Consider the following 17,175-nt stretch of genomic DNA (forward strand, 5'->3'; position numbering starts at 1 on the left):
TACATCAAAGATGATCCGCTCAGAACGCACCCTACGGTTGATGGACAAGGTGCCGCCACGAAGCGAACCCGACGTTCGCTCTCGCCATAAAACAGAGAGAGTAAAGAATCCACCTTCTAAAGAAGGTGGCTTTGTGTGAACCCCCTAAAAGGGGGCCTTCTATTCTAGGGCGAGCTGAGCTTGCTCTTGTCTTTCAACCTTCTCCTGGTGACGTACATAACGTCTAATGATTTCTTCGTTCACTCCCACTGAATCAACAAAGTAACCTCGTTGCCAGAAGTGGTTTCCCCACATTTTGTTCTTTCTCAAATATGGGTACTTATTGAATAGTTTCAAAGCTATCTTGCCTTTTAAAGCACCCATCAGGTTCGATATCGACAGCTTTGGAGGAATTTTTACTACTAGGTGAACATGGTCTATCTGCACGTTCAACTCCATCACTATACAGTCGAGTTGCTGACAGTAGACGTGAATACACCTGTAAACATCTTTGCCTAATTTATTCGATAATATCCTGAGACGGTATTTCGGAGTCCAGACTATGTGATATTGACATCGCCAAAACACGTGCGATGCTTGCTCGTATCTACTCATGTTAATTTCCTTTTTGACTTCGCTAAAAATCAAAGGGAGATTTAACATGGGTAGGTATACGGGCAAAGCCCTAACATGAATGATAACCACCTACTGAAGTAGGTGGTTTAGGGCTGAAAACAAAAGGCCGTGTCTTCCGAACACGGCTTTTATATGACATTCTCTGGAAGACTGCTTCTTTACGTCAATTGCCGACTGCCCTTCCTTCGCGACGAGGATCTGCGCCCCCCACCAGCTTTCCATCAACAATTTGAATTCCATGCAACCCGCTATTTAAGTCGATGACATTCACCGGATGCCCCATGGCTTCCAAGGGACCGCGCAAATTAGTAATCGGCGTGCCCTTCTCCAGCGCAGTATAATCATTCCGGTTGGTAACTTTTGGTAAGTTAATCGCCTGTTGGATGTCAAGATCAAAATCTATTACACCAATTAAAGTCTGCGCCACATAATCGATAATTCTGCTACCTCCTGGTGAGCCCACCACGATTTCAAGCTCGCCTTCACTATCAAATACCATAGTCGGACTCATGGCGCTGCGGGGACGCTTTTTTGGCTCCACACGGTTAACAACAGGACGGTTATTTTTTAAAGGGTTAAAAGAAAAGTCTGTCAACTGATTGTTCAATAAAAACCCTTCTACCATTAATCCTGAACCGAACATAAATTCAATACTGGTAGTCATGGACACGGCGTTGCCTTCTTTATCTACAATAGAAACATGACTGGTGTTAGGTTGTTCAAAGGAGGCGCCGCTTGATATGTTAGCGTCTGAATACGGGTTACCAGGACGTGCCCTACTCCACTTTTTCGTTTTATCTATCAATGCTGCTCTCTGGTGCAGATATGAGGCGTTAATGAGTGCAGCAAAGGGTAATTCGGTGAAGTCGCTGTCGGCAATATACATGTCCCTGTCAGCAAAAGTGAGAGCGCTTGCCTGAGCGAATAAATTGACAAACTCAGCGCTGTCAGGTTTTAAGGCAGAAAGATTTTTATCCTCCAGTAGCTTTAGAATTTGATAAACATTAATACCACCAGAACTTGGCGGAGCCATCCCACAAACTGTGCGGTCATGATATTTGCCGCACACTGGCTTGCGCTCAATGGCCTTATATTCAGCTAAATCTGCTAACTCCATCGCGCCAGGATTTACTTGAGCGGAATTTACTGCTTTCACAATTTTTTCCGCAAGTGGGCCATTGTAAAGATACCCGCTACCGTCTTTCGCAATGTGTTCCAGCGTATTTGCCAGAGGCTTATTTTTCTTTATTATCCCGGCTTCTAATGGCATTCCATTAGGAAAAAAATACGTAGAGCTTGAGGGAAACGTTCTCAGTCCAGGGTGATAGTCAAGGGCCACTAGACTGGCTAAACGGGGCGACACTTTAAATCCTTTAGTAGCAGTTTGAATTGCATCATCAAAAAGTGGCTCCCAAGGAAGCTTACCAAACTGCTTATGCGCCATTTCCAACGCCTTAAGTGCACCTGGGACGCCGACTGATTTGCCACCAACCACGGCATTAAGCCAATCTACAGGTTTATTGTCTTTCATAAACCAGTCGGCGTTGACCTTCGACGGCGCGGTTTCGCGGCCATCAAAGGTGTGAAGCACTTTCTTTTTATTATCCCAATATAAAATGAATGCGCCCCCGCCAATACCTGACGACTGGGGTTCAACCAAAGTCAACATAGCTTGAACAGCGATGGCAGCATCAATAGCGCTGCCGCCTTTGTCGATAACATTTCGTCCCGCCAACGCCGCATAAGGATTGGCAGCAACCACCATATACTCATTGCTGGTAAATGCCTGCTTTTCAACATAACCGGTTGAAGCTTCTGGCTCTCGGGTTTCAATGGTTTGCGCTATTGCGGCATATGGCCCGAAAAAGCCGGTAAGCACACACCAGCTAACAACAGCGCCAACGACTTTTCGAATGGAATGTCTGAACAAAATCGGAATTTCCTCTTATTTAAATTTAGCGCGATCGACCGGACGCTTATGTAAAAAGGCATCGAACGCTTCTTGCGCAGCTTCTGTGCCCATCGCTTCTAGAAATACATCTAATTCTACATTGATTTGTTGATGAATCATCTGCGATTCATTTTTCATTAGCGACTTTGTTTGCGTGAGTGCAAACACAGGTTTAGTGGCAAGTGTCTGACATACCGAATTAACTTTATTTTCCAATGCCGGTAAGTCTACAATTTGGCTTACCAGGCCAAACTGAGCCGCTTCGGCTGCGCCAAAAGGTTCGCCTAACATTAACCATTCACTGGCTTTACGGTGGCCGGCAAGACGAGGAAGCAAATAACTGGAGGCGTACTCAGGCACCAATCCCAGATTGATGAATGGTAAAACAAATTTTGTTTCAGGCGCACAATACACTAAATCACAATGTAACAGCATTGTGGTACCTATACCCACGGCAAGACCATGCACCTGCGCAACAACAGGTACTCTGCAGTCAGTCAGCGCATTCATGAAGGCTACCGTTTCTGCGACATGCTCACCATCATCACCGCGGGCAAAGTCGCTGATATCATTCCCCGCGGTAAAACAGTCGCCATTCCCGCGGATCAACACCACTTTTATCTCTTGATTTTCACTGGCATTACTAATGCCATCAGCAAGCGTTTGATACATGTCTCTGGTTAGCGCATTTTTCTTATCTGCACGGTCGAGTGCCAGTGTCATTATGCCTGCGTCTATTTTACAACTTACCTTGCTCATATACTTTTCCTTTCTTCCACGGGAAACCAACAACTTCGCTATGTTTTTCTGTATCATAGCCTTCATTCCACTTTTAGAGAAATCACTATCAATGATGATCGCTCTGCCACTGGCTCCTCGCTATTCAATTGGACCATTAATTGTTGCAGTACTTTCTATACTTGCCTTCTTCTGTGAACCCCGGTCCAGCGACTATCTGGCGTATGATCGCTATGCTATAGAAGGTTTTGAGACCTGGCGTTTGATCACCGGTAACCTGGTTCACACTAATGGCTACCATTTAGTAATGAACATAGCAGGACTGCTTTTACTTTGGGCGCTGCACGGTGAACATTATCGGCCAGTCAGATACATTAAACTATTTTTCTGGTGTTGCCTGGGAACCAGCATCGGTATTTATTGGTTTTCGGCCAATCTTATCTGGTACGTAGGACTTTCCGGTGCACTCCACGGTATTTTTATTTGGGGTGCTTGTATGGATATTCGACAGGGAATGAAATCTGGATGGCTACTGCTAATTGGGGTCAGTGGCAAAGTTCTCTACGAGCAATTAACAGGAGGTAGCACGGAGGTTGCAGCCCTTATCGATGCCAATGTTGCTATTGATGCTCACCTTTACGGCGCAGTATCCGGTTTGCTGTTATTTACGGCAATGGTGATGTTAAGCCGGCCTCGGCACTAGCGCCGTAGTAACGCCAGATAACGTTCAGGTTTATCGACAACAGCTATTTCAGGTGTAAAGAATTCACCTTCTAAAGAAGGTGGCTTTGTGTGAACCCCCTAAAAGGGGGCCTTCTATTCTAGGGCGAGCTGAGCTTGCTCTTGTCTTTCAACCTTCTCCTGGTGACGTACATAACGTCTAATGATCTCTTCGTTCACTCCCACTGAATCAACAAAGTAACCTCGTTGCCAGAAGTGGTTTCCCCACATTTTGTTCTTTCTCAAATGTGGGTACTTATTGAATAGTTTCAAAGCTATCTTGCCTTTTAAAGCACCCATCAGGTTTGATATCGACAGCTTTGGAGGAATTTTTACTACTAGGTGAACATGGTCTATCTGCACGTTCAACTCCATCACTATGCAGTCGAGTTGCTGACAGTAGACGTGAATACACCTGTAAACATCTTTGCCTAATTTATTCGATAATATCCTGAACCGGTATTTCGGAGTCCAGACTATGTGATATTGACATCGCCAAAACACGTGCGATGCTTGCTCGTATCTACTCATGTTATTTTCCTTTTTGACTTCGCTAAAAATCAAAGGGAGATTTAACATGGGTAGGTATACGGGCAAAGCCCTGACATTAATGATAACCACCTACTGAAGTAGGTGGTTTAGGGCTGAAAACAAAAATCGCCTCTGGAGAGGCGATTTTATCAATAGGAACGTTAGGCTATAGGTTTGTTTCGAACAGCTTATAAATCCGGCGGTATTCGTCCAGCCAGGACGTGGGCTGCACAAATCCATGGCGCTCTACGGGATAAATTGCAATCTCAAAGTTCTGCTTCTTAAGCTCGATAAGACGCTGCACCAGCCGCACCGAATCTTCAAAAAACACGTTATCATCAACCATGGGGGAATTGATCAGCAGCGGTTTCTCAAGCCCTTCCGCAAAATAGATAGGCGAGCTTCTCTCATAAGCAATGGGGTCCACTTCAGGAGTGTTAAGTATATTAGCCGTATAAGGTGTGTTGTAGTGCGCCCAGTCGGAAACAGGACGTAGCGCTGCACCGGCTTCAAATAAATCCGGCGCGGTAAACAGCGACATAAACGTCAGAAAGCCACCGTACGAACCACCGTAAGTACCGATTCGCTCACGATCCACATTGGCATTTGCAACCAGCCAGTCGACACCATCACGCAAATCTTCTACTTCCGGCTTACCCATCTGCCGGTAAATCGCGGTGCGCCAGTCGCGCCCGTAACCTGCCGATGCGCGGTAATCCATATCCAACACCACATAACCTTGTTGTACCAGCATGCTGTGGAACATGAATTCGCGGAAGTAACCAGACCAGCCTAAGTGAGCGTTCTGCAGATACCCTGCACCGTGATTAAAAACAACGGCTCGGCGGGGCTCGCCACTTTGATAATTTTCCGGTAAATATACGCGAGCATAGATAGGCTGAGCAGTATTCGATGAAGGAATTGCTACCACTTGCGGTTTTGCCCACGGCATAGCGAGAAATTCCTCGCTAACGCTATGCGTAATTTGCTTTGCCTGTAGCGCAGGATCGGTGGGCTTAATATAAAGCTCAGGAGGTCGCGTCACTTTGCTATGAGTAAGCAACAGTGTATCGCCGTCAGGACTTAACTTATAGTCGGTCATGCCGTTAAGATTGGTCATGGCTTCCATTTCACCGGAGGCCAGATTCACCCGGTAAATTTCATAGATTCCAGGATGTTTCTTATTGGCTTTGAAATACACGTATTTGTCGTCGCGGGTTACAGTCGGCTCATCAACGATATACTGGCCTTTAGTCAGTGCTTCGGGTGCTTGTCCGGGAGTTTGCAGATAAAGATGTGCGTATCCTGTTTGTTCAGACTGGAAAAACAGCTTTTCACTATTGTGCAGCCATCCGAACTGATTAAACCGATAGTTTACCCATGCATCGTCATGTAAGCGGTGCTGATTCACCAGTCTATGATTGTCAAAATCAACGGTCACTATCCAACGGTCTTTGTTATCCCAGGCTTCAAGCATGAAGGCAACCTGATTACCCGCTTGCTGCCAGCGAATAGATGGCTGTTGCCAATACCAGCTTTCCAATAATGTGATGGCTCGTGGCAAACGGTTTACTTCATAGCTTTCGCCTTTTGCTTTAGCATTTTCTGCTTTTACTTCCGCTAATACATCTTCATTGTAGCCAGGTAAATTTACATAAGATAATTCATGCTTCTCACCGGTTTCTAAATTCACTAGCCAGATATCGTGATTTACTGGTTCTGCGTCTGCAACCCGCTGGCGAACTTCCTTAGCGGCAATTCGGGCATCTTCCTGAATATAATGCGGCATGATATCGGAATCGTCGCGGGAAGGCTTTTGCGCGGTAGTTACAATAATGGCAGTATCGCCTTTAGGAGACACCGACGCCGCGACCAGGCGGTCATCTTTATTAAAATAAATGGGTTTTGGCGCAACTGCAGGGTTTACCGCGGCAAGCGCAGCATGTTCATCGGCAACGGCCTGACGGTGCTGGCGTTGTTTGGCAATATACTGGATAAGACTAACCTGCTGCTCAGCAATGTAATCTTTTGACGCTTTAACGGCTTCAGGCTTTTCGGCAAATTTCCAGCTAACTAATTCCTGACGTTGGCCCGTTGTCAGATTAATAGCCACAATCTTATCGCCCGACTGTGCCATCAGTCTGCCATCTACCATAAATTGCAGGTTACTTAACGGCGCTCCGCCTCTTGTCAGTTGAACAACATCACCATTGGAGAACTGCGCAAATACACTGTCTTCTGCCCGAAAGGCGGTAACCTTGCCGTCCTGACTGGTGACGTACTCGTCATATTGATAGAGATGCCGGTCTTCAAGCGCTACCTTAGTCGCCTGAGCAGGAGTGTTAATGTCCGCCTGATAAAGGTCAGAAATGTCGCTGTTTATACGCTCCCTTTCAAAGACGATATGTTTGCCGTCAATGGAGAAGCCCGCATTTTCCGGCGCTTGGCCTAACCATTGCGGATCAGACATAATTTTTTCTAAGGTAATAGCGTTTGCGGCGTTTCCGGACTGCGCAACTTCAGGAGTAACAACAGCGGGTGCCGTGTTTTTGTATGACGTTTGGCTTTGTGCAGGTGCAGCAGTGTTTGAAGCACTGTTGGTTGCCGTGCACGCTGCCAAAGAGCCGGTAAGCCCTGCCGCCAACAAGAGTGTAGTTATTTTATTCATTATAAGTCTGTCTGGTTTTTTATGGGTTGTCATCAACCATTATACTCAACGCCTGATTACCCGGGTCAAGCTTCATCTTTTCTTCTGCCCCAGTCGTCTTGCTATAGTCACATAAACAGCGCACAATTCATGGCTGCAGCGTCACCTTTCAAATTTAAGGATACCCAATGAAAAAGCATTTGCTGGCACTGGTAATTACGATAGTTTCTGCTTCGGCTTCCGCCAACACCTGTCCCGACATCTTGAAATTTATGAAACGTAAACTCAATTCACAGGAAACGGTGAATCTGTGTGATGAATATCAGGGAAAAGCTCTGCTGATTGTTAATACTGCCAGCTATTGCGGCTTCACCCCGCAGTTTGAAGGACTGGAAGCAATGTATGAAGAATATAAAGCGAAAGATTTTGCCATACTTGGGTTTCCATCTCACGATTTTAATCAGGAAGCGGATGACGAAGGCAAAACAGCCGAGCTATGTGAACTGACGTACGGCGTAAAATTTCCTATGTTCGAACCGATTTCGGTAAAAGGTGATGACGTCGATCCTCTATACAAAATGTTGGCAAAAGCCACGGGGGAAGCACCGAGCTGGAACTTTAACAAATACCTGGTCAGCAAAGAGGGGCAAATCCTCAAACACTACGGCAGTAAGGTTACGCCTTCTGATGAAGGACTACGAGAGGATGTTGAAGCTGCTATTAAACAGTAATTTGAAGTTAAACTGATAATTATCATAAAGAACGCCAGGTAATAGACGCAAAAACAGCGTTCTCACGGGGTGCGGCTTTAAAAAATCAAAACTTGGAGCTGAATTACTCCAGATATAAAAAAGCCCCGCGAATCCTGCGGGGCAATCAAGCACACTCAACTTGGAACACACTTTAGCTCGAACGTTACACCACGCTTAAGGCGAAAATAACGTTTTTGCTAACTGCATAGATTTAGTCAACGTTCTGTTCAGTTAGTTCAATAATTTTTTCATTTGCTTTTGCAAATGCTTCGGTAGCGGAATCTGCGCCCATATTTAAACCTTCCGCATATACGAAACGAACGTCAGTTATGCCGATAAAGTTGAAAAAGTGGACCAAATACTTCGATTGGGTATCCAGCTCTGTGCCCAGATACTGACCACCCCTAGCAGCAAAAATGGTGACACGTTTGCCGGTAATCAATCCTTCAGGCCCGCTTGCTGTATAACGGAAAGTTACTCCCGCTCGCGCGATACGATCAATCCATGCTTTTAAAACAGAAGGTATACCAAAATTGTACATGGGCACACCAAGTACAATTTCATCAGCATTTTTAAGTTCGGCAATCAGATCATCAGAAACCCTTACCAGAGCTTGTTGCTCTTGCGTGCGCTCATCAGCTGAAGTCATCCAGGCGCCCATTTCAGCGGCAGATAAATGATCAAGATTATCTGCAACCAAATCTCTTTCTACTACTGTCACATCAGACTTGTTGGAAAAAGTATCTAAATAGCTGCGAACCAATTTGGTGGAATTGCCGCCTTGTTGGCTAAGGCTGGCGTAAATTGCTAATACGTTGCTCATGTTGAACTCCATTGCGTAGGAATGGGTAGAGTCTAAGCAAAAGAAATTAGAACGTATATTGACTTAAATCGTACTGATGATTCGATTTACTAGAATAATAGAAAGATGAGAATGCGTAAAGAATGGAAAGTATTGTGCTGCAAGAAGGGTGACCCTTCACCGCTATGCGCCTAACCGAGTTCGCCAAAACATAATTACGAGACATGACGATAAAAAGGACCACGACTCTTCTTGCAATCCGCATCATAGCACCGATAATTTGCAGAAGCTCGCGGGATAACGACGAATTTACAAATTTTTCTTATCAGCAACATAGGCGCAGCGGATGACTTATTGTTATTTACGCATCACCCGCAAATAATACCGCGCCCATTCCCATAGATATGGCGTGAAGTAACCTGCTACTTACTCATCAAATTGTGCCAGTGCATTAGCAAAATCGTCCACCAGATCATCGATATCCTCAATGCCGACAGAAATACGAACCATAGTTTCAGAAATTCCCATTTTTTCTCTTTCAGCCTCACCATTTTCAAAAAATATGGTCGCCGCCACTGGCAGCGCCAGTGTCCGGTTGTCGCCTAAGTGGGTAGCGCAAATGACCAGTTCCAGCGCATTTAAAAACGCAATGGGATTGATATCTTCAACAAGATCCAGGCTAAGAATAGCCCCGTAGCCGTGTTGCATTTGCTCACGCGCAATAAAATGCTGAGGATGATCGGCAAGACCGGGATAATAGACATTGGCAATTTTCGGATGATTTTCCAAAAAGGTAGCTAGTTGTTGAGCATTGTGACAGCTCTTTTCCAATCGCAAGGCCAATGTTTCCATTCCCACTGCAATCCCGTGAGCTGCACTCGGCGCCAGAGTAGCGCCTATATCGCGCAGTCCCTTCTTCTTGATTTGGGTGAGTCCCCACTGAGCGACATCAGCCACCTGATAAGCAGGTTTAATATTAGGGTACTGACGCCAGTCGTATAGACCGGTATCTATAACAGCGCCTCCAAGTACATTGCCATGACCTGAAATGTATTTGGTTAACGAAGTAACCACCAGTGAGGCTTTCATTGCTTTGGCGTCAAACAGTGGCGGCGGTGTCATGGTGTTATCAACAATAAACAGAATTTTCCGCTCTTCACAATAGCGGCCAATTCCCTGCACGTCTGCAACCTGAGTTACCGGATTGGCGACAGTTTCAGTATATACAGCGCGAGTATTGGGTTGATAAGCATCAATGACATTTTGTAGCGAGGTCACGTCAACAAAGCTGATCTGGATGCCTAAATCTGCCAGGGTATTCATGAAACTGCGGGTATTGCCAAACAGATATTGGCTGACAATAATGTGATCGCCGCTTTTAAGCAAAGAGAACAACGAACTGCTGATGGCAGCCATTCCGGTAGCAAAACATAAGGCCCCCACGCCATCTTCAAGCTGATTGACCATATTTTGCAACGCCGCGACAGCACCAGAAGAAGAGCGGGAATAAACGTGCCCGGCTTTTTTCCCCTGGAAAACATCAATAATGCCTTGGGCATCTTCAAATTCAAAGAGTACAGAATTGGTCGTGCTGGTATGAACGGCTCCGTGTTCGGGCTTGTTCAATTGTCTGTCGGCATGGACCTGTCGGGTAGTAAATCCCTGCTTGCTCACGGGTGTCGCTCCACTACTAAAGTTTCAAACTATTTCCGGCAACGTTAGCATAAAATCCAGCAATAGTTTGCATTTGTTCATCGAAATTGTGACGGCGGCTGCATTTAATAAAGCCAATGATTTCAGACCACATGGTCATAAATTGATCCATAAGTTTTTGCTTAACTTATAACTCCCAACGCCAAACAAGGAACAGCATCGCGAAAGCATCTCATGTGTATTTTGTTTATAGCCTATCAGCAGCGTGAGGATTACCCCCTTATCATAGCTGCAAACCGGGACGAATTTCACGCCAGACCTACTCAGCATTCTCATATTTGGCATGATGTTCCGCAAATATTTGCCGGTCGGGATTTGCAGGCGGGAGGCACCTGGATGGGTGTCACTCGCAGTGGCAGAATTGCCGCACTGACAAACATTCGGGAGTCGGGTAAAAACGCTGCTGAAAAGACGACGCGAGGCCGTCTGGTAAAAAATTTTTTAGCCAGTCAATGTGATGCCGATAGTTATACACAGGAACTAAAAAGCAGTGCCCGGCAGTATAATGGCTTCAACTTACTGTACGGCGACTGGCGCGAGCTACAAGTATTCAGCAATCGTCAAGGCCGCGTGCAGAAATTGGATAGCGGAATATATGGCTTATCGAATGATGATTTGAATTCACCATGGCCGAAAGTTACCCGGGGAATGAGTGCGCTGAAGCAATACTGTCAGAAAACAGATTTTTTTGATGAAGAGATGTTGTTTGAATTACTGCGCAATAAAGAGCAGGCACAGGACGAGGTTCTTCCAGATACTGGCGTTGGATATGAATGGGAAAAGATATTGTCCTCTATTTACATCAACACTCCTCAATACGGCACACGTTCTTCCACTTTACTGCTGATACAAGCCAACGGCCACGCATCCTGGAAAGAAAGAACCTTTAATAGTCAGGGCGAGCAAACCCACGACATTACCGCGCATTTTCAGTTTGCTTCCTAAAGCTGCTATGAAAGCGCAGAAATGTCTAACAATTTCAGTATAAAGGCTCGTATTTTATCTCATCAGTGGCATAATGCCGTCCTCGCTTAATTATCACGCAACGTGAGGACATACCGTGTTTGAAGTCTTACCGCAACTCGCTCCAGATCCCATTTTAGGCTTATCAGTCGCTTATCGTGAAGACAGCAATCCTGATAAAATTGACCTGGGTGTCGGTGTTTATAAGGATGAAAAAGGCAACACGCCAATTTTAAATTCTGTTGCTAAAGCGCAACGCATCCTACTGGATAGAGAGACATCAAAAACCTATATTACTCCGCAGGGGAACCAGGGTTACATTGATGGTATGCTAAGTTTATTGCTGGGTGAGCAAAGCCGTGTTCTCATGGCCAATCGCGTAGCGGCTGTGCAAGCACCTGGTGGATGTGGTGCGTTACGTATTCTGTCTGAACTACTGGTACGCTGCAGTGCTAAGACCAAAGTATGGGTTAGCGACCCCACTTGGGCAAACCACATCCCTTTGATTGGCTCATCCGGCCTTCAACTGGAAACGTATCCTTACTTCAACAAAGCCGCGACTGGTATCAACTTTGATGCCATGCTTGAGACTCTTAAGAAAACAGAGAAAGGCGATGTCGTGTTACTTCACGGTTGCTGCCATAACCCTACGGGCGCGGATTTAACCAATGCGCAATGGGATGCTGTGCTTGAAGTCGCACAAGAGCGCGGATTTCTGCCGTTTCTGGATGTGGCCTACCTGGGTTTTGGCGATGGCTTGGAAGAAGATGCTTACGGTGTTCGCTTAATGGCTGAAAACTTGCCCGAAGTTATTATTGCCGCCTCTTGCAGTAAGAACTTTGGATTGTATCGGGAACGCGTGGGTTTAGCGGCCATAATTACCGAAAACAGTCAAACCCGTCAAATTGCCCAAGGTCAAATTCAATCTGTTGCTCGCGGTATTTATTCAATGCCCCCGAGTTACGGCGGCGCTTTGGTAGACATTATTCTGGCCGATGAAGGTCTCAAGCACGAATGGGTAAGCGAAGTTAATGCTATGCGTAATCGCATGCAAACCTTGCGGGCCATGTTGGTGGATAAACTGGAAGAAAACGGCGCTCAGCGAGATTTCAGCTTTCTGAATACGCAAAAAGGCATGTTCTCGTTTCTGTGTATCACGCCAGAGCAAGTGTTAGAAGTCCGCGAGAAACACAGTGTTTATTTTGTAGAATCCAGTCGCGTAAATATTGCCGGCATCAATCAGCAGAACGTCGATACGTTAGCAAAAGCGTTAGTTTCTGTACTGTAGTTAGTATTCCTAAAAGGCAGCGTTAATGCTGCCTTTCTGCATTTTTTCTTCCACTGTTTTTAAACAACGGCTGTCACGCAAAGTACGCTCAAAGCAAAAAGAGCGGCGGCCAACTGCTTTACATAAACACCCAAGCGGCATAGAAAGTCAATTTTTAGCAGGCAAATTTCTTCTGATAGCAGTCGCTAAGTATCGTGCTCTACTTTTAACACCAGTTTGCCAAAGTTTTCTCCTTTAAATAGCATCATGAATGTATCAGGAAAGTTTTCAATACCGGATTCCACATGTTCTTTGGCTTTCAATTGTCCCCCATTAAGCCATCCAGCCATGTCCTTGGCGGCCTCGCCATAATGTTTTGTGTTGTCGGTTACCAAAATTCCTTCCATACGAGCACGATTGACCAACAACGACAGGTAGTTAGACGGGCCTTTTACTCCATCGGTATTATTATACTGACTGATTGCACCACACAGCACGATCCGCGCCTTGAAGTTGATGTGAGTCAAAACGGTGTTAAGGATCTCTCCCCCGACATTATCAAAATACACATCTATACCTTGAGGACAGGCGTCACGTAACGCAGCTTTTATATCCTGGTTTTTATAATCAATTGCTGCATCAAAACCTAGTTCTTGAATAAGATAATCACATTTTTCTTTACCTCCCGCGATGCCTATCACCCGACAGCCTTTTATCCGCGCAATTTGCCCTACCACCGAGCCTACAGCCCCGGCTGCACCTGAAACCACTACGGTTTCGCCTTTTTGTGGCACGCCAGTCTTTAGTAATCCAAAATAGGCGGTCATACCAGGCATACCTAACACGCCTAAGTATCGCGGCAAAGGCGCGAGGTTGGGATCGACCTTATGAACTCCTTCAGCGCCCACAACTGCATACTGCTGCACGCCAAAGCTGCCATACACATGGTCTCCTGCAGTAAAATGGTCAGATTTAGATTCCATGACTTCCCCCACTGCCCCAGCGCGCATCACGTCACCAATACCTACCGGTTTAACGTAGGATTTACTGTCGTTCATCCATCCACGCATGGCAGGGTCCAGGGAAATATAATTAATCTTTACTTTAATTTGACCCTCTTCAATATCAGGTACATCATCAACTTTTAGCTCCCAGTTCTCGGCCGTAGGCTCCCCGACGGGTCTGGATGCTAATCGCCATTGCTTATTTTTCATCACTTTTTCCTTAATCTTTTCAGCGTCAACCGTTCCGACATGCGGCCATTGTAAATATGTTGCTTCAGTGGCAGTTCAATTAGGCGTTATATCTCCTCTACGGCTACGCCGATAAAAAGACTTAAATTGCCGAAGCTTTCATTAACGAGTGAAAATGTTGATTGACCCTAGCGCCACTCCTTCGGGCCCATAGCAATATCAAAGGAAAGCTGTACATTTTTAAACAAGATTCACTACACGCAATCCCAGCGGCTGCCAGTTTATGAGGTTCATCAGCGCAGTTGATTTGGCGCAGCGTTATCATCTGCTTTACCGGGAACACATTGACAAACCTTAGTATGATAGTTAGTTTAGGCAAATGAATACAGAGACAACCAAACAGTTGAGATTTGATAAAAGCAAACGGGTGATGATTATCGCCATGATGCTGTTTGCGCAACTGTTCCTTCTTGCGACAGACGCGTTTGCCTTTGGGGATATAGCAATAAACTCCTCCGCGTCTCACCATGAGCTATGTATTTCTGACTCCGTTACCTGCCAGACTAATGCTGCGGATGACGGACAAGACTCTAACTGTGACCATTGCTGTTCTTGTCACGGACATTTCACACATATCGTTCTTCTACCGAAAAGCGATCTTAATTATGAATCGCGTAGCGAATCTTCCCTAGCCGCTTATTTGCAACACTTTTCCTCCCATCTTCAACCAGGTATTGATCGCCCTCCAAGAACCTAATCCTCGTCGCTTTTACTTTTTAACTGACCAGGATGTACAACATGAACAATACTCGAAGGCACCCACGCGTCTGTTCGCGTCAGGTTGTAGTAATATGCTCGCTAGTGCTTTGCTCGACGCAATCGTTAAGCGAACCCCTTACATTAAAGCAGGCAACGCAATTAACGTTGCAACAGCACCCCCAACTACAGAAATTTATCCCGCTAGTTAGGGCGCTTGAGGGCGAAAAAGAACAAGCTTCCCTTTCGCCTGTTTATGAGATAGGTATTCAAGCAGAAAATCTGATGGGATCTGGAAACACTGCTGGTTTTAGCGAATCAGAGCTCACAGTATCTCTGTCATCTGTGTATGAACTGGGTGATAAATTAGATGCCCGGGTGGCATTAGCTGATGCAAAGCTGTCGCTTCTACAGTCTGAGCAATACGTCCAGTCCCTTTCACTGTTGGGCGATCTCACTGAACAATACGTCCGAACGCTGGCTCATCAAGAGCGAGTAAAGCTGGCAAAATTGTCTTTATCACTGGCTCAGGATGCACTTGAGATAGTAAAAGATCGCGTGGAAGCAGGCGCGACCAACGAAGCCGAACTGCTACGCGCTAACGCCACATTTAACCAAGCAAAGCTGGATAGTGCTTCAGCAGAAATGTTATTGGTCATTGCGAAACAGTCGCTGGCTTTGTTTTGGCGTGAAGAAGGCGCGAATTTGGATATGATATCAGGTTCGCTTTCCAGTTTACCTTCATCGCAGCAGTTTCGCCTGCTCTATCAGCGGTTCCTGGCTTCACCAAACATGGAGCGCCTGAGCAACGCGATAGATGCCAAAGACGCAGAATTAGCCCTTGCTCACAGTAATACCAGTGCTGACATTTCATGGAGTGTAGGCATTAAACGTCTGCAGGATGTGCAGGATACCTCAATCGTAGCTGGCGTTTCGTTACCGCTATTTGCTGGGAAAAGAAATCGCGGGGCAGAGAAAGCTGCAACAGCGAGGAAAATGGCGACCACGTTGGATCGTGATTCAAAACTATTGGAAGTAAAAAGACTATTGTTTGAGGCATCCCACTACTTGAATTTCACTGTACAAGCGGTTTCTCACCTGAATAAAAGTATTATCCCAGACCTACAGCAGGCTATGAAGCTTACACTGGAAGGCTATGAACAGGGTATTTACAACTATCAGGAATGGTTAACATCAAGAGAAGCGCTTATCCGCACCCAAGCCAGGGTCATTGACCTAAGCGAAACCGCACTTATTCATCAAGCGCTGATTGAACAGTGGACGGGTTTGCCCAGCCACGCGCTTTCTTCACACAGAGTTCCGGAATAATTATGACGAAGTCACTTCCTATCCTTTTTCTCCTTCTTTTTGCTTTCGTTATTCCGCTTGCAGCGGAAGAAACCGCTGGTACACATGATGCTAAAGCGCAGACTTTTCAAAAAGGAAACACAACGCTATCCCTGCGTATTGCTAAAATATCAGGCGACACTTATCTATTAGCTGATTTTCAAAATAAGCATCAACAGATAGCGCCAGAAGACCTAAAGGTTACACTTCGCCGCATTGGTAACAGGTACGAAACGATAACATTTGCGCCTTTTGAAAACGGGCTAAGGTCGCAGCAGACGATTTCCAAACCTCACTCCTTTACGGCGCAAGTAGTATTAGACATTGATAATAAGAAATATAACTGGCAGTGGGAGAAGCACGAAGGACGAACAAAAATCGATACCACTTACAGCGAAAAGGCTGGAGTCACAGTCGCTACTGCACAAGGCGGTGAAATTGAACGGCATGTCGAGGTGTATGGGCTTCTCACCATTCCACCACAAAAACAAGCCAGTGTTAACGCCCGTTTCCCTGGCATTGTCGAAGCCCTTCTTGCTGATGTTGGTCAGGCCGTTGCAAAGGGCGACAAACTGGCTCGTATCCAGTCGAACGATAGCTTGCAGTCTTACACGGTCAGCGCACCTATCAGTGGCAAGATTGTATCGCGCAATGTCAACATCGGTCAGCTAACAGGTTCAGCGCCTATCTATACAATAATTGACACCTCGACACTTTGGGCAGAGCTAAAGATATTCCCTTCTCAAAGAAAGGAGGTGGCAGTGGGAATGCCAGTGCATATTCTTAAAGAAGGGATGCGTCAGAATAGTTCCATTCTAAGTATTGTCCCATCCGTTAACGATCAGCCTTACCAGATTGCACTCGTTGAAATCAGTAACAAAGACGGTCATCTCACGCCAGGAGATTTAATTACTGGTGTGCTTGATGTGCAGCGCGTTTTGGTGCCTGTGAGAGTAGAAAAGCAGGCTGTCCAAAAGCTGGACGGCAAACCTGTGGTTTTTATCAATGAAGGTGAAGTATATCAGGCAAGCCCGGTTGAGTTAGGGATCAGTGATGACCGTTTTATTCAAATTGAAAAAGGCCTTGATGTCGCACAGAAATATGTTCTCGAAAACAGTTATCTAATCAAAGCCGACATTGAAAAGTCCGGCGCGTCTCACGCTCACTGATCGGAGAGAAT

The 17,175-nt window shown here is 45.8% G+C and carries 16 protein-coding genes; 7 read left to right on the plus strand and 9 right to left on the minus strand.

Annotation, left to right across the window (positions count from 1 at the left end; translation table 11 throughout):
* Positions 1 to 159: 159 nt before the first annotated feature.
* From tnpA (CA267_RS00585) to CA267_RS00595, 3 genes are all read right to left on the minus strand, one after another.
* Positions 160 to 594 (minus strand): IS200/IS605 family transposase, encoded by a 435-nt coding sequence (tnpA, locus tag CA267_RS00585; protein WP_097349204.1) that lies wholly within the window; start codon positions 592 to 594, stop codon positions 160 to 162.
* A 184-nt stretch (positions 595 to 778) separates the two neighbouring features.
* Entirely contained in the window at positions 779 to 2,545 is a 1,767-nt protein-coding gene (ggt, locus tag CA267_RS00590) for a gamma-glutamyltransferase (RefSeq protein ID WP_408609402.1), read from the minus strand.
* Between the two features lie 15 nt (positions 2,546 to 2,560).
* Positions 2,561 to 3,325 carry an enoyl-CoA hydratase gene (locus tag CA267_RS00595; RefSeq protein WP_083638434.1) on the minus strand — a complete coding sequence of 255 codons (765 nt, stop codon included), beginning with the start codon at positions 3,323 to 3,325 and terminating at the stop codon, positions 2,561 to 2,563.
* Between the two features lie 94 nt (positions 3,326 to 3,419).
* Here CA267_RS00595 and rrtA point away from each other — a divergent pair, with 94 nt between their 5' ends.
* Complete coding sequence (gene rrtA / locus CA267_RS00600; RefSeq protein ID WP_075610052.1) at positions 3,420 to 4,007, plus strand: rhombosortase; 588 nt, start codon at positions 3,420 to 3,422, stop codon at positions 4,005 to 4,007.
* A gap of 113 nt (positions 4,008 to 4,120) precedes the next feature.
* On the opposite strand, the gene tnpA (CA267_RS00605) is transcribed toward rrtA, so the two are convergent.
* Both tnpA (CA267_RS00605) and CA267_RS00610 read right to left on the minus strand, forming a co-directional pair.
* Complete coding sequence (gene tnpA / locus CA267_RS00605) at positions 4,121 to 4,555, minus strand: IS200/IS605 family transposase (protein WP_075609268.1); 435 nt, start codon at positions 4,553 to 4,555, stop codon at positions 4,121 to 4,123.
* Between the two features lie 166 nt (positions 4,556 to 4,721).
* A complete protein-coding gene (locus CA267_RS00610) occupies positions 4,722 to 7,223 on the minus strand; it encodes a S9 family peptidase (RefSeq protein ID WP_075610051.1) in 2,502 nt (833 codons plus the stop codon).
* Positions 7,224 to 7,390: 167 nt separating this feature from the next.
* Here CA267_RS00610 and CA267_RS00615 point away from each other — a divergent pair, with 167 nt between their 5' ends.
* The gene (locus CA267_RS00615; protein ID WP_075609267.1) at positions 7,391 to 7,933 is read left to right on the plus strand and encodes a glutathione peroxidase; all 543 of its coding nucleotides are present in this window, start codon (positions 7,391 to 7,393) and stop codon (positions 7,931 to 7,933) included.
* A 232-nt stretch (positions 7,934 to 8,165) separates the two neighbouring features.
* On the opposite strand, the gene CA267_RS00620 is transcribed toward CA267_RS00615, so the two are convergent.
* From CA267_RS00620 to CA267_RS19095, 3 genes are all read right to left on the minus strand, one after another.
* Positions 8,166 to 8,777 (minus strand): FMN-dependent NADH-azoreductase, encoded by a 612-nt coding sequence (locus tag CA267_RS00620; protein WP_075609266.1) that lies wholly within the window; start codon positions 8,775 to 8,777, stop codon positions 8,166 to 8,168.
* A gap of 405 nt (positions 8,778 to 9,182) precedes the next feature.
* Positions 9,183 to 10,430 carry a cystathionine gamma-synthase family protein gene (locus CA267_RS00625; RefSeq protein ID WP_075609265.1) on the minus strand — a complete coding sequence of 416 codons (1,248 nt, stop codon included), beginning with the start codon at positions 10,428 to 10,430 and terminating at the stop codon, positions 9,183 to 9,185.
* A 16-nt stretch (positions 10,431 to 10,446) separates the two neighbouring features.
* Entirely contained in the window at positions 10,447 to 10,569 is a 123-nt protein-coding gene (locus CA267_RS19095; protein ID WP_269748475.1) for a hypothetical protein, read from the minus strand.
* Positions 10,570 to 10,643: 74 nt separating this feature from the next.
* Between CA267_RS19095 and CA267_RS00630 the strand changes: the two genes are divergently transcribed.
* Both CA267_RS00630 and CA267_RS00635 read left to right on the plus strand, forming a co-directional pair.
* On the plus strand, positions 10,644 to 11,414 hold the full coding sequence (locus tag CA267_RS00630; protein WP_075609264.1) for an NRDE family protein: 771 nt from the start codon (positions 10,644 to 10,646) through the stop codon (positions 11,412 to 11,414).
* Between the two features lie 115 nt (positions 11,415 to 11,529).
* On the plus strand, positions 11,530 to 12,720 hold the full coding sequence (locus CA267_RS00635; RefSeq protein WP_075609263.1) for an amino acid aminotransferase: 1,191 nt from the start codon (positions 11,530 to 11,532) through the stop codon (positions 12,718 to 12,720).
* Between the two features lie 185 nt (positions 12,721 to 12,905).
* Here the strand turns inward: CA267_RS00635 and CA267_RS00640 are convergent, their stop codons facing one another.
* On the minus strand, positions 12,906 to 13,913 hold the full coding sequence (locus CA267_RS00640; RefSeq protein ID WP_075609262.1) for an NADP-dependent oxidoreductase: 1,008 nt from the start codon (positions 13,911 to 13,913) through the stop codon (positions 12,906 to 12,908).
* Between the two features lie 358 nt (positions 13,914 to 14,271).
* Between CA267_RS00640 and CA267_RS00645 the strand changes: the two genes are divergently transcribed.
* The 3 genes from CA267_RS00645 to CA267_RS00655 are packed head-to-tail and all read left to right on the plus strand — an operon-like array spanning position 14,272 to position 17,164.
* Complete coding sequence (locus CA267_RS00645) at positions 14,272 to 14,649, plus strand: hypothetical protein (protein ID WP_139316239.1); 378 nt, start codon at positions 14,272 to 14,274, stop codon at positions 14,647 to 14,649.
* Between the two features lie 41 nt (positions 14,650 to 14,690).
* Positions 14,691 to 15,977, plus strand: coding sequence for a TolC family protein (locus CA267_RS00650; protein ID WP_075609260.1), 1,287 nt, complete (start codon positions 14,691 to 14,693; stop codon positions 15,975 to 15,977).
* A 2-nt stretch (positions 15,978 to 15,979) separates the two neighbouring features.
* The gene (locus CA267_RS00655) at positions 15,980 to 17,164 is read left to right on the plus strand and encodes an efflux RND transporter periplasmic adaptor subunit (protein WP_075609259.1); all 1,185 of its coding nucleotides are present in this window, start codon (positions 15,980 to 15,982) and stop codon (positions 17,162 to 17,164) included.
* The last annotated feature ends 11 nt before the right edge of the window (positions 17,165 to 17,175 follow it).

The sequence above is a fragment of the Alteromonas pelagimontana genome (genome assembly GCF_002499975.2).
In the GTDB taxonomy this organism is placed as follows: Bacteria; Pseudomonadota; Gammaproteobacteria; order Enterobacterales; family Alteromonadaceae; genus Alteromonas; species Alteromonas pelagimontana.